This is a genomic window from Butyrivibrio sp. AE2032, assembly GCF_000702965.1.
Map to the genome: position 1 here is coordinate 273,325 of NZ_JNLF01000004.1, position 14,478 is coordinate 287,802.

At 47.0% G+C, this 14,478-nt stretch carries 10 protein-coding genes; 1 reads left to right on the forward strand and 9 read right to left on the reverse strand.

Going from position 1 to position 14,478, the window contains the following annotated elements; all coding sequences use genetic code 11:
• Nucleotides 1-4: 4 nt before the first annotated feature.
• Complete coding sequence (locus BO18_RS15360) at nt 5-3,106, reverse strand: DUF4838 domain-containing protein (RefSeq protein ID WP_034447729.1); 3,102 nt, start codon at nt 3,104-3,106, stop codon at nt 5-7.
• 181 nt (nt 3,107-3,287) lie between these two features.
• Between BO18_RS15360 and BO18_RS15365 the strand changes: the two genes are divergently transcribed.
• Nucleotides 3,288-3,938 carry a hypothetical protein gene (locus tag BO18_RS15365; protein WP_034447730.1) on the forward strand — a complete coding sequence of 217 codons (651 nt, stop codon included), beginning with the start codon at nt 3,288-3,290 and terminating at the stop codon, nt 3,936-3,938.
• Nucleotides 3,939-3,992: 54 nt separating this feature from the next.
• Here the strand turns inward: BO18_RS15365 and BO18_RS15370 are convergent, their stop codons facing one another.
• The 8 genes from BO18_RS15370 to BO18_RS15405 all read right to left on the reverse strand — a co-directional run bounded on the left by BO18_RS15370 (nt 3,993) and on the right by BO18_RS15405 (nt 14,453).
• Entirely contained in the window at nt 3,993-6,302 is a 2,310-nt protein-coding gene (locus BO18_RS15370; protein ID WP_034447732.1) for a toll/interleukin-1 receptor domain-containing protein, read from the reverse strand.
• 61 nt (nt 6,303-6,363) lie between these two features.
• Nucleotides 6,364-8,004 (reverse strand): zinc ribbon domain-containing protein, encoded by a 1,641-nt coding sequence (locus BO18_RS32905; RefSeq protein ID WP_051688809.1) that lies wholly within the window; start codon nt 8,002-8,004, stop codon nt 6,364-6,366.
• A 58-nt stretch (nt 8,005-8,062) separates the two neighbouring features.
• A complete protein-coding gene (locus BO18_RS15380; protein ID WP_034447733.1) occupies nt 8,063-9,289 on the reverse strand; it encodes an AI-2E family transporter in 1,227 nt (408 codons plus the stop codon).
• A gap of 53 nt (nt 9,290-9,342) precedes the next feature.
• Nucleotides 9,343-10,302 carry a hypothetical protein gene (locus tag BO18_RS15385; RefSeq protein ID WP_034447735.1) on the reverse strand — a complete coding sequence of 320 codons (960 nt, stop codon included), beginning with the start codon at nt 10,300-10,302 and terminating at the stop codon, nt 9,343-9,345.
• Nucleotide 10,303: 1 nt separating this feature from the next.
• Nucleotides 10,304-10,930, reverse strand: a complete 627-nt coding sequence (locus BO18_RS15390) for a hypothetical protein (protein WP_034447737.1) — start codon at nt 10,928-10,930, stop codon at nt 10,304-10,306.
• Between the two features lie 14 nt (nt 10,931-10,944).
• Nucleotides 10,945-11,859: a M56 family metallopeptidase gene (locus BO18_RS15395; protein ID WP_034448602.1), complete on the reverse strand. Its 915-nt coding sequence runs from the start codon at nt 11,857-11,859 to the stop codon at nt 10,945-10,947.
• A 5-nt stretch (nt 11,860-11,864) separates the two neighbouring features.
• Entirely contained in the window at nt 11,865-12,221 is a 357-nt protein-coding gene (locus tag BO18_RS15400; protein WP_034447739.1) for a BlaI/MecI/CopY family transcriptional regulator, read from the reverse strand.
• A gap of 942 nt (nt 12,222-13,163) precedes the next feature.
• Nucleotides 13,164-14,453: a peptidase U32 family protein gene (locus BO18_RS15405; RefSeq protein WP_066738347.1), complete on the reverse strand. Its 1,290-nt coding sequence runs from the start codon at nt 14,451-14,453 to the stop codon at nt 13,164-13,166.
• Nucleotides 14,454-14,478 lie beyond the last annotated feature (25 nt).

Here is a 14,478-nt window from a genome sequence, read left to right on the forward strand (position 1 = left end):
TTTATCAGTATGAAGCACCGCGGTCTTCTGAACTGCACCATGCATCCGGCACATGCCCCAGATATTCCGTCGGCGGTTTGTCCCTGTAGATCAGACTGTAAAATTCGTTCCCGTAAGTCGTGAATATATCGTTATAGAGTTCAGTGTTTTTCTTTTTGTATGTTGAAGGTGTCGCGAACTCGTAAACCTTCATGTTGCTCTTTACATAACGCCAGCAAAGATGTGTGCGCCTTGTCCTGTACTGATGGATCCCGGTATCACCGGCGCAGGCTTCCAGCGCCTGATTCCAGAGCGATTCGCATTTCGCGAGTTCAGACTGCGGCATCTGATTCTGAGCATCCATTTCCTTCGGATAGTAATTCGCAAACATCTGTGAAGCCGAAGCATTGTAAGTCATTACCTTATTGCGGAAATAATATGCGTTGGTTCCCGCCTCATGGTTCGGTCCGACGTTGCTGTGGTTCTTCGCCTGCTTCTCCATCACATGCATCGCTTCGATAATGTACTGTCCGCTCTTTCCGTAAAACTCGTTGCAGAAGAATTCCATCTCTTTGTCGACGTCCGCTTCAGGGTTTTCGAGCAGCACGTTGCCCAGATAGATCCTGAGGTCGCCAAACTCGGTATTCAATCTGTTGTGAGCATCGTTGCTCTGCAGATAGATACCCGTAACTCCCAAATCGTAGTAGTGTTTGATATCGTGTGACATAGCACTGATGTTAAGATAAGGTCCGCATGTATACTGCCAGTCCGCATTGTAATCCCATATCCAGAGCTGACCGTTACCTTCACCCCTGCAGAGGTCTGCCCAGCCTTTAAGGTAGCTGTACATCTCGCCGCCGTTCCTTACGCAGTCGGGATCGTCGCAGTCGTGCGCGTAGCACCTCTCGATGGCGGCATATCTTATTATGACGTGATCGTCAACAGTCATTCCGACCGGCGGATTATTGTTCCATACATAAGCGAGCATATCGATGTATACATTCTTATATCCTGCCGCTTTTACTTCCTTCGAGATATTGTTGCAGAGCTGGAGATAAAGTGCCGCATCCAAAAGTCCCTCTTTCTTATTTGAAGGTTCATGTGCCAGACGGAAATTCACACAGTCACTGCACATGCACAACGTTCCGTTGTCTGCCTGAGAGAGCGAGATTATCTGCATCGGCGCGTTCTTGTCGTATCCGCCGTTCTTCAGGATGTCGAAAACATGATCCCTGATTATCGGATACACATCGGGATTGCTGAGACAGAGCTGGTCCGTCGATCTCACATATCCGTCGTCCGTCTTTACCTTCGCATAGTATTCCGGATGCGAAGCATAGTATTTTGAAGGCGGAACGAATTCGGCCAGGAGAGTATGCGCCTGACCGGGCTGCAGGCCACCGTATGCGTCCTCATCTGCATTAGACAGATACCAGGACTGATAACCCGGGCGGTTACTGACATTGAGATTCACATAAAAACCGTTCAGACCGCCTGACAGCGAGAACATCCTGTTCTCACCTGCATCTGTCTTTCCGAACATAACGTCGATATCCGTAAACACGAAAGCGCGCTCCTGCTCGATATCTATCGAAGCGGAATACTTGAAGTGATCCTGGTGGGTGATGTATCCGTCTTCGAAGGAAAGCCAGAAATATCCTCCGCATAAAGACAGGAATTTCACGGCACCGTCGATGGTTCCGCGCTTCCCGTTTCCGGTTATCGCTATGCCGCCGTCGTATGACTTGATCTTATAAGCTCCGTCAGCACTGGTGGAAAGAGTTCCGTGGGGACGGTTCGTGTTGCCCACCGAGATCTCAAATCCCCTGCTGCCCTTAGATGCAGTGTCGTTTATCACAGACGGAGTATAACCGTCTTCCCTTGCGATGTATTTTGCCAGGATCTCTGCAGCATATTGTTCTTCAGCCGTTGCATTCTTCGGCAGTACTATGACTGCTTCGGGCATGTTCTCGATATATTTGCTGTTCTTGTAAGTTGTCAGCGGATCTTCATCGCCTCCGGTCTCTCCGCCTGTTTCCCCGCCGGCCTCTCCGCCGCTTCCGGAATTATATGACTCCACGAAAGCCTTGGACGATTCGCCCAAAGTAACCATATACTTTACGAGATCTTTTAATTCCGAAGGATAATCACCGTTTACTACCGCACTCGCGTAACTCTCGTAGCTGTATGTCTTTGTACTGCTTACTGCCTTGTCGCCTTCCCTGATCACAAGGTCAAAAGACGATCTGAAATACAGTGCGTTAACGTCATTAAACCTGACCTTATATTTGCCGTCCGCCTGTTTTTCGAAATCATTTGACGTAACTTTATTTATATATTTTTGACCGTTGATCCCGGTGTAGCTCATCTCCGCAAATGTACCGGCAGACGGTGCATCATCAAACGTTACAACCGCAGCCAGATCAACGGTATTTCCAAGCAGGAGCGCAACGCTTTCTATATCTGCGGAAGCATTTGACAATGGCTTGTCTTTCCAACAGGAAGAAGGATTTTCTATCCTCGGAGTTCCCAGGGATCTTTGCGAAGCGGTAAGATCTTTATTCACGAGATCTCCCGTATTTACTTTAAAATAAAGCTGTGCAGCTGCACCGTAGTTAAGCATATCTACAAGAAGAGTACACAGTTTTATATTGAACTGCTCGGCGCTGCCTTCACAAAGAGAAAGAAGATACAAAGCATACTGCTTCAGACTTAAAGACACTGTTCCGCCGGCATATGTCTGACCGCCGTTATCAGCGCAGAGAGTGCTCTTTACGGTGTTTCCCATCTCCGCCGCACTTATGCCGTTAAACACGAATGTGTATTCGCCGTTGTCGAATTTATATTCGGTTATCTCCGTAGTTTCCCATGTGCATTCTGAAGCTTCCGGTGCATACTTCTGGAATTCCACTTTAAGCCTTACATTCGAAAAACTTCCGGGTGTATTTATCCTGCATTTATATATGATCGCAAAACTGTTCTCGACCATACCTGCAACTTCTACCGTTGCATCGAGCGGCTTAGTCTGGTCGGCATTTACTGTGGAAAACGAAAAACAGCTGACAGTGAATAACACTGCCAACAACAGACCGAATATCCTTCGGCTCGGGCCGGACGTGCAACGCATATTAGTCTCCTTCTTCCAACTAATGTGTTCACATCAAACCCTATCTATAAAGAAAGCACATACCAAAACTATCACAGAAACCGCGATCGGGCAATACCAAGTCAGAAAACAGGTTGTTGAATCGTTCAGGATGAAAGTGTACCATTTAATATGGTGATCTATATTTTTCAGGAGGTATCCGATGGGTAAAAGAATTAAAGTGAAGTCCGCTGTGCTTTTGCTTGTCGTCTTCATGACGATGACTTGTTTTTCCTTCGGCGTTAACGCAGCCGGAAACGGAAAATGGGTAGAGGACTCAAAAGGCTGGACTTATCAGACAGGCGATTCCTGCTACAAGAACCAGTGGGCGCAGATCGGCGGTAAATGGTATTATTTCGATTCTGAAGGCTATATGGAATCAAACTGCTACCGTGACGGTTATTGGCTTACCGGAAGCGGAGCATGGGATCCCAAATACAGCCACGGCACATGGAAGAAGAATGATACCGGCTGGTGGTATCAGGACGGCAGCTGGTATCCGAAGAGCGAGTGGCTCAAGATCAACGGCAAGTTCTACTACTTCAACGATAAGGGCTATATGGAGTCCTCCTGCTACCGTGACGGCCGCTGGCTGACATCGAGCGGAGCATGGGACACGAGATACAGCAACGGTATGTGGAAGAGCAATTCCACCGGCAAGTGGTATCAGGACGGAAGCTGGTATCCGAGAAATCAGGGTCTGTGGATCGACGGCGAGTATTATGAGTTCGATGAAGCAGGTTACCTGAAGGAAAACAATTCTTCCGGAGATAATGAGACCGACATAATCGAATTACCGTTCGTACCTGTCTGAGTCGTATCAAGATCTAATCGTATTAAGGACCGTTTCAGTGTGATGAAGCGGTCCTTATTCTTTCCTCACGGCACGCAGATCGCCGATGGCATCGAAATAATCCCACCATTCTCTGGATATCTTTTTTCCTGCAGTATTGCCGCGTTCAATGAACGGTGAAGCCTGGAAAACCGGACCCTCCAAAAGTCTTATCCCCTTAGGCGTAGCAAAGAAGCGTCCGCAGCGCGGGCATGCAAAGACACGGGAGGGACTTATCAGAGCCTCTTTCTGTTCGCCCAGATAAAGCTCGGGATCATTTCCTTCCGGGAAGATCACCTTATACAGTCTCGTACCGCAATGGAAACACTTATATGCCGAAGCCATGTAATTTCCGCATATATCACCCAGCGGACCTTCAGGAATAAATCCGCGGAACGAGAACATTCCTTGCAGTTCTTCCTCTGACCTGTCCATTACATACCATTCCGTGTATTTATCCAGTGAATCTTTCCATTCGCCCAATGAGCCCCGGCCGATGTTCAGACAGAAGACATCATCCTTTGCAAATCTTACATCCAGATAATCCTCATCAAAATGCACCTTGCTGAAACCGGTATCAAAAAAAGTCATATTAAGGCAGTCCAGAACTTCTTCAAGATCGTCATGCATACCGCTCTTTTGCATGATCCTGGCAATAATGCACTCGTCATTTACTATGATCTCCGGCAGCGGAGTGCCAAGCATCCTGCATAAGTTAAGAGACAATATCATAGCCATCGCATATACCTTGTGTGCTTCAACCACGGTATCGTGATCACGCTTATCTCCTCTTAACAGATACCTGACAAGAAGATGTCCTTTACAGATATGCGCTTTGCAGACCTGCTCCATAAGATAAACATTGCGTCCGTAAAAAGAAAGCTGTGTCTTCAGATCTTTTTCCGCATTATCAAGATATGCTTCCGCTTCCTCGAGATCTCCTTCAAACAGATAAAGCTCTGCAAATCTTACAAGCGGCTTGGCATAATAAGAGTTTTTATACAGCGGATAACCCGCCTCTCGCACATAAAAATTTGCCCTTTCAAGACAGATTATCGTCTGGAGTATCGCTGAATGATGATAACCTTCCTTTTTGGAGAGGATCTCATAAAGCTCATCGGAAAACCTTGCCAGACTAGCTCCGTTGGCACCACTGTCAAATGAAGGAGGAATACTCAGTACGAGCCTGTTAAAGGTTCTCATGGCACTCAATAACAGATCCTCTGTCTCGCCTTCATATTCGTCATTTACGAGCCCTTCCAGATGCTGGATCGTGAGCCTTGCAACAGAAGCAGGAAATCCTTTCGAAGCCGCCTCACGAAGCAGGAGATTGGAAAGAATATAGTTTCTCTCCGTTCCGTCACCGGTCTCATAAGCGATCGCGAGAAGATGTTTGTATTCAGGCGTCATCGAAGGAATGTCTCCAAACATACTCCTTACGCTGATGAGTTTCTCAACAAGGGCATCCTTATCATCAAAATCCAATACTTCCTCAAACGCGGAAAAGACCGATCTTACGGATGAAGCATCGGTATCGTCCATGAAAACGGGAATGAGTATCTTCCCCTCGGCGACTGCCTGCGGGTACTCTTCGCGGATAACATAATTGCCGTCTTCCATCAGGTGCGGAGTTACGACAAAGATTATGATGTCAGACCCGCTGATCTCGTTTTTCAGCCTTTGATTAAAGTCTTCGCCGGGTACGAGAGCACTGTCAAAGAACACTGCCATATCACGGAGTTCCGGGATCTCTCTTATAAAATCCAAAAGTCTGAGCAGCTGATCGATATCCTTTTTTCTGTAACTGATAAATGCTTTGCAGCGGAAAAGATCAGCCCTGATCCTTTTCTGCTCCTCGCTCAGATCTATCATGCGGTATGGTTCAAGAACGCTGTCGAAATAAGTCTTAAGATCATCTTTGAATGTTTGAGTTCCTCTGTCGAGCAGATGGATCTTTCCGCAGATCCTGCTGAACTCCTCGCCTAACCTTCCTGAGTCCGCTGACTTTACGGGAAGGATGCGTACCCTTTTCTTCATGGCTTCGGGAAGCATAAGGCAACGCGCGAAACCGACTTCTTCCAGGAATCTCTCTGACACGACAAAAACGATCAGCGACAGTTCATTTGTCCAGACTGAAGCATCTTCTGCTGAAGGAGCGGCATTCGGATTCTGCACATGAACGATGCAATCAGAAAACTCGAGCATCTCTGCAGCTACATCCATCATCTCATTAAAGTCGGACGGATGACCGAACACACCGTACAAATGCCTCTGCGCCCGGAGTTCCGATGAGCCTTCCCTGCTCAAAATAACGAAACTATTTGTATTCTCCGCAACCAGGTTCATACAGCTACTCCTTCAAAATGCAGTATCAAAAAGGGAGGCCGTTTCTGACCTCCCCTTCATCTTAACCTAACTTGTATGTGTTCTTAACCATATCGTAGGAGGTCGTATCCTTATCAGTGTATTCGACCGATACGAAATGCAGTCTCGAACTGTTATCCACGAACAGCCATATCGCAAGATGTTCTCCGCTCGTATACACTCCGGAAACGGAATATGCATCGTATCCGCCGAGTTTTGTCGATTCCATCGTAACGTCCGTGCAGCCCTCACTCTCCATGCTCTGCTTCATGAACTCGGCATAAGCCTTGGGTGCATCGCTGTTATAGAATTCCTTGTATACCGACAGATTAACGATCGTACCTGTATTCATGTTGATCTTCATGACTCTGGATTCATAATAATCATCCTGACCGTCAGCTTCATACCAGTCTGCCCATCCATCGCCTGAGAGATCGACCGTACCGGTGATGCTGTTACCCATTACAGAACTGTCTGAAGACGTTGTGTTCTCGGTAGACTCTGAAGTCATGGAAGTCTCAGTAGTTTCCGTAGTCTCTGTTGTGTCGGAAGGTTCTGTATATTCTGTTGTCTCGAAAATCTCGGATGTGGTCATGTCAGGCTCGGTTGATGTGGTAAGTGCAGTACCCGTAAAGTCGACATACTCGTCTTCCTTTATGAATGTCGTATAAGAAGCCGTCTCCATATTTGCGATATCGAGAACGTTATATGTCTTGCCGCCTTTTTCAGGTGTAAGGAAGAAACCGAAGTAATTAACTGTCCATGATGAATCAGCCTGATCTACACCTCCGACGATCATTTCCTCATGTACCAGGGAGATGCAGACAAGATTCTCGGTCTCGTAATCATCATTCATCCTGATCGTCTGGCGGAGCTCATCTCTTGTAACGCCGTAATCATCAAGATCTTCAGTAATATAATCCATAGCGTCCTCACCGACATAGATCTCATAATGACCTGTGTAGTAATTGTCGGAAAGATCGAAATAGGACTGATAGTATGTGAAAGACTTATCCTTCTTGGTGAAGACAAGATATGACTGGTCGCCTTTTGCTATCCAGCTGTTCTTCTCAATGATCTTCTTATAGTCAGTCTTTCTGTCATCATCATCATCCGTTGTAGTGGAAACAGGTGTTATACCTCCAAGGAAATCAAACTCCTTGGTAAATTCGTCCCATGAAGTAATGAAGTAAAATGTCATGGAGACGATGATTATCGATGAAATGATGATACCCGCGATGGCAAGACCCTTGCCGCCCTCCTTCTTCTTGGAAGAAGAGAAAAGACCGATGACACAAAGGATAAGACCTATCGGACATGTAAGACCGATACATGCGAGGCCTACAAGCGACAGTATAAAACCTGTCTTGCAAAGGCTGTTTGTCTTAGGTCTGTTGGATACAGGCGGAACAATTGGCTGTGCATATACAGGCTGGACAGGCTGGATAGGTATCGGCTGCTGGTAATCAGGCTGAACAGGCTGAGCTTCCTGGACAGGCTGATAAACAGGCTGCACCGGCTGAGCCTCCTGGACAGGCTGATAAACGGGCTGTGCCGGCTGAGCCTCCTGGACAGGCTGATAAACGGGCTGTGCCGGCTGAGCAGCAGCCAGAGCGCCTCCGCAGTTTCCGCAGAACTTGGCACCGTCGATGTTTTCAGCGCCGCAATTAGGACAGAATGACATAGATCTTTCTCCTTATTCTTATATTCCCAAACAAACCGCCGGAAGACCGGCGGATCGTTCATTCAACAACTTTATTCTCTTTCTTGCCTTTGGCTTCAGCTTTTGCATTTGATTCCGTTTTCTCTTCAGCTTCATCCTTGGCTTTCTTCCTGGCAGTAAGCCACGGGACCGCGATCTGCCTGTAGATATAGGAAAGAATGGCCGCAAGCGGGATAGCCAGGAGCACGCCCGGAACACCCCAGATCTTTCCTCCGACAACGAGGAATACGAGTACGAGGAATGCCGGTACCTTGAGTGCGGAACCGAAGAGCCTGGGCTTGATGACATAACCGTCGATGAGCTGCAGCGCAAGCGTAAAGACAAGGAACGGTATAACGAACTGGGGCTCAGCCAAAAGGAGGATGACGCCGCAGATGAAAGCACCGACGAATGGTCCGAATGTCGGTGCGAGATTGCACAGGGCAACAACGAACGAACAGAAGACCGCGTAAGGCATATGCATCGCAAACATAAAGATGCCGTTCACAATACCTACTATGATCGCGTCGATAAGTTCGCAGACGATGAATCTCGAGAAGATGGAATTGAATTTGATCCAGACATCCCTGCAGTTATCGTAATGCTTTGTCGGGATGACCAAAAGGAAAAATTCAGATAAGAGTTCGACGAGCTTCTTCTTTCCGATAAGAAAGTAAAAAGCCAGTATGATACCGATAAGGAAATTGAATGCACCTGCGCCGAGATCAGCTGAAAATTTCAGGACGCCCGTCGGTGTAATGTCATTGCCGAGGACAAACTTCCTGACAACTGCCGTGAGGCTCGACTGTTCATTTATGAAGTTCATAATGCTGAGCTTGATATCCTCATCCAGTTCGGTTGACATGACAAGCTGCTTCAGACTGTTCATATAGCCTGACAGACCCATCGCGAAGTTCGTGATATTGTCGATGAGCATAGGAGCTAAAAGGATCAGCACTCCGACTACGAGACCCAGAACAAATATCAGGGATACGCTGGCCGAGATTATCCAGGCGGCATCCTCGCTCTTCTTCATGAGCTTTTTGAGCTTGTTATAGATGAAGACCGCAAGAGGATTAACCGTATATGCGAACACGGCACCTATGATGACGGTCGAAGTTATCGTAAGAAAGGAATTGAAGAACTCTTTCACGCTGCCGATGTTGGATACCAGCATATAAAAGACTACGACGATGCAAAGGGATATAGTAAGCCCCGTCCATCTGTTCTTCTCGTATTTACTGAAACGCTCTTTATATTTGACCATGCGAGTATTATATCAGCATGCCCCTTATAAATCACCCAAAAATAACAGTTTAATCAAATCTTAATACGCCGGTTCAATACCAGACAGATAAACACCGTAAACAGGCCCGCCGAGAGGATCACGACGATGTCGGCAGGAGCCAGGACGAGTTTCCCCAGACCTTCAAAGAAGAACCCCTTGCCGAATCTGTACAGATGTCTGTTGAGAAGCTTCATCTCCCCGAAATACATGACAACCGTTACCAGCACTGATACTGCGGCGGGCATCAGAACTGCAGGAAGTCTGCCTTTTCCGAGAGTAAACGATCCCGCAAACACTCCCATCGTGATCCCGAGCAGCACGAAAAACACACTCATCAGCACTGCCGATACGGGCCTTACTATCAGCTCGCCCGTCCTGTAGAAAGACGTAAAGCATGCCCATATGCACATACCGAGAAACACCATGGCTGTAACAGCCTGGACAGTAAGAGCTTTCTTCCTTTTGCAGTCACCGGTCAGTGCCATCTTCGCCCAGCCGTAAAAACAGTTCAGGAAAGATGTTATCAGTACTACGGAGATCAGATAGAAATGTATCTTGAAGGACGGACTGTAACCTCCGAGAAGGATGTCTACGGCTTCCCACGTTCTTGTCCTGTACTGTTCAGGCGGAACATAGCACAAAGACATCTGCCAGCTTCCCAGAGTGACAGTCCAGTCTGCCCTGACCAGTATCCGGGTCTCCATAAACCACTCCGCCAGAAAAAACACTGAAGCCGAGAACACCGAAGCGATCAGCAGGTCAAACTTCACAGATAATCTCTGTATGAGCGGCATAAGCAAAACACCGAGTATCAGCGATACTGCCACGGGGGTGTACGGTATGATGTATTTCGGGTACTCCTCATAGGGAACCACGCCTTCAGTCATCATTACCGTCAGCACTTTCACGCCCATAAATACCGGATAAAAGGACATGGCGAGCACGCCTGCCAGACACGACAGGCAACGGATCCTGTATCTTGAGTTGTTCATGTTAATTGCCTTTCCAGCCGGTATAGTCCTGATAGACTGTACTGAATCTCGGGATCTCGACCATCTGCGAACTAAACAGCGCTCTGCTGATATCGTCCCATGTCACCGAAGGATCATCCACAAGCAGATAATATTCGTAAGAATCAAAGAGCGATGATTCCGAAGGTGCCTTTCCCGTCTGGCGGATCATATACTGATATGTCTCCACTGTTTCCGGTTTTTCCTCCGTGCTCATACGGGTACTGATCTTATATTCATTGCCGTCATATTCGATCAGACTGAAAAAGAGCTGCGGATACATATCCTTTTCTTCCTCATACAGTTCCTCACTTACATGTTCCCTGTCGAGCTCGTAATAATATGCACAGAGGACTGATGCGGGTTTCTTTTTCGAAGTATTGTTACAAAACTCTTCCCAGGTGTTTTTTCCGGACGTGCAGCCTCTTGTCTCAAATACCACAGCACCGGTCTTTTTAGACAGTTCCAGCGCCTCATCCGCCGAGCAGATCTTTTCGAAAAGCAGCTGTTGTTCTTCCGTTAATCCGCCTGATCCTTTACCTGCGCATGATGCCAGTACAAATACCGACAGCACCGCAATTAAAACTGCTGTTATCTTTCTCTTTCTCATTCCCATTCCTCCCGTCAGGCTGCATTTGTCAGCAGCGTATAGATGATAAAGATCACCAATACGGCAAAGCCTGCAGCCGATAAGACCGTCATTCGCTTATATGACAGCACATTCTCTATCCTCGTTCTTACCTTAGCCCCGCCGAAAGCGGATACGAGCAGACTCTTGCTTCCCGTGCACGAAAGAAGCGTCCTGGCATAATCCTTCCGCTCTTCAGCATCAAGACCCGATACGGCCATCTCATCACATGCAAGCTCAAGATCCTCCAGGAAGACCTTCAGGAATACCCACGAAAGCGGATTGAACCAGTGAACGGCAGCCGCCAAAAATCCCAGTATCCTCCAAAGATTATCCAGCCTTCTGATGTGTGTTTTCTCGTGTCTTATGATGTAAGTCAGATCTCTGTCAGAATAATCCTGAGGCAGTATTATCTTCGGTCTGAAGATACCGTAGACGGCAGGGCTGTCCACTTTTGCGGAAAGGCGGATATTATCCCTGAGGAGCTTTGAATCACTTATCTCTTTCTTCGTCGTTACATAGATAACGGTAAGTGAGATGATCAGCGCCAGAGCCACTATTATCCATACCATTCCGGCCACATTGAAGATATTCTCCAGGATGTTGACCTTATACGTTACAGGCGAATAACTCTCCGCGGCCATTATGGAATTCGTATACGAGAAAGCTATGTCATCCGTGGGCTGATAGACCGTAACGGTTCGCGTAGTCAGTCTTGATATCAGCGACATGAGGCTGTAAGGACTGTTAAGACCCACAGGGATACACATGCGGAAGAACGGAATGAACCACAGGAATACCGACACCCTGTGAGGTATTATCCTGATCTTCCTTATGAGCAGAACGATGAGCCCCATTAAAGAGGCCGTTATGCTCATATTGAATATCCAGTAGCAGATCTCTCCAAGCATTGCCGTCACCCGTTGTCTATAAGGTCCCTTAACTCTTCTTTCTCCTTGTCGGAGAGCTTTTCGTCTTCGAGCAGTGCCGAGAAGAGCGCTCTTCTCGATCCGCCGAAAAACCTGTTAAGCAGAGACTCAGCTTCCTTCTTCTGAACCTGCTCCTGAGAGACCAGTGGCGTGCAGATAAAGCCGGGCTCATCACGTCTGATGAAACCTTTTGCCTCCAGCTTCTTGATTACCGTGTAAGTCGTATTCTTATTCCAACCGATCGTTTCAGCGGCGATAAGGCTGATCTCTTTTGCGGAAAGCGGTCCTCTCTCCCACAATATCTCCATTACCTTCGCTTCACTGTCAAAGAGTTTTTCCTGCATGATGCGCCTCCAGACTATTCTTATAGTCTATACTACTGCGATAGTCTGAACATGTCAAGAGTTATCCATAGAGTGATGCTCAAGCTTTTGCTAAGGTGATTTCGCTGTTTCAATTATGGAATAAGTCACTACAGATAACTGTTGGTTCTGTTAAACATCAGCTTTCACGAAAACGTCACGCTGAAAGCTTTTTTCGTGACAAATTGAAGCAAAACGGAGTCAATTTGCAAATTTTCGTCATAAATTGCAGGTGTTTCATGAAGTTTTGGTGAAACTTAACTTAAAAAAATATTGAACCTGCGTTCCTCACCGTCAAGGCACGGCATGGGACTTGACCGGTCTCATAAATATCCCATAGAGCGGAAAAATAAGCAAAAGATAACTCCCGCTGTATGCAGGCGGGAGTTGGGCTTATATGTTACTTAATTAATATTCAGATGTGATCCAAGAGCGATTGATCCTTGATTCAATTCTTGAGAGTAACTCAACATTAAGTAATACTTACTTGGAAGTTATTTTGAATCAAGCAAGACCAACCGTCTGCTTGTTTGTGTTTCACTTCCCATTGGTCTCACCTCCTGTAAACTCTATTGAGTTCCTTTATCTGATGGCTTGAGTATAACACAACAGATGTCAGAATGTGTTACAAAATAGTGAACGATTTCTGACATGCAGATATCAAAACAAAACGGGATAAACTCTTCATATTAAAAAGTAAGCGGCTACAGTGGATTACAGAAATCTGACCCTCTAAGGTGATAAAAAGGGTTGAAAAGATGCAAATTCAGAGTAATTGCAGATTTCCGACCCTTTTAGATGTGGAAAGAGGGTTGAAAAAGCGCAAATGGTATTCAGAAAATGCAAAAGGACCGCCTCCTACAGTAATGAGACAGTCCTGATACTGCGGAGATTGATCCCTCGAATCAGATTATTTATATAAAATCAATTTGGAGCGGGGATACCGAAATCCTTATCACCGTCACGCGAGATAAAAGTCATGGGCGGAAGCTCGACAACAGATCCGTCTTCTGAAGACACTGCCTTCATGTAGAACTTCATCTCAGGATGAGGACAGTCATTTACCGGGTTCATCTCTTCATCGTACAGTTCGGAAACGACAACCGGAGCCATGTATCCTTCCGGCATCAGCACGTTTAGCGTGTCGCCCTTAAAGAGCTTATTTTTCTGTGTAACAATGTTACATCCCGTGTTTTTATCGAATCCGGTGGTTACTCCGACTACAAAAGCCGGCTTGTTATAGGACTTGTCCGGATCGATCTTGGCATCGTCGCACGGAGCATCGAAAAAGAAACCCGTGTCATAATCCCTGTGAACGACTTTATCCAATATCTCCTTCCAGCGGGGATCGACTTTATAGTTTTCTGGATCACTGCAGCAGAGATCGACAGCTTCCCTGTAGACCTTCGTAACAGCAGCGGCATAATACGCGCCTTTTATCCTTCCCTCTATCTTGAAGGAATTGATGCCGGCTTCAAGGAGTTCGGGCACATGGTCGATCATGCAGATATCGCGGCTGCCGAAGATATAAGTTCCGCGCTTATCCTCTTCGACCGGAAGAGGTTTGTCGGGACGCTTTTCCTCGACGACATAGTAACCCCATCTGCAAGGCTGCGCGCATGCACCGCCGTTAGATCTTCTGCCGGTAAAGTAATTGGACAAAAGACATCTGCCCGAATAAGAAACGCACATTGCTCCGTGAATGAAGCACTCAAGCTCGACATCCGAAGGAATGGCGGCTCTTATCTTCCTTATCTGTTCAAGAGAGACCTCACGTGCAAGGACAATCCTTTTCGCACCCTGTGCGGCCCAGAAATTGCATGCTGCGCTGTTGGTAACGGAAGCCTGGGTCGAGATGTGGATCTCCAGATCGGGACAGAGGGTCCTTACCATGGTAAATACACCGGGATCGGATACGAGCACAGCGTCCGCACCGCTTTCAAGACCGACGAATTTAACCGCATGCTCGAGACCTGTAAGATCTTCTTCAGTGGGCATAACGTTAAGAGTGACATAGCACTTTACTCCATGTTCATGAGCATAAGCTATGCCGGATCTCATCTCTTCTTCGTTGAAATTATCGCTGAAAGCGCGAAGGCCGTAACTCTGGCCTGAAAGATATACGGCATCTGCACCGTAAGCAACGGCGGCACGGAGCTTGTCGGGATTGCCCGCAGGGCTCAATATCTCAAAACGTGAACGGTCGTAACCCATAACTCTTCCTCTTCAGACAGTCTTC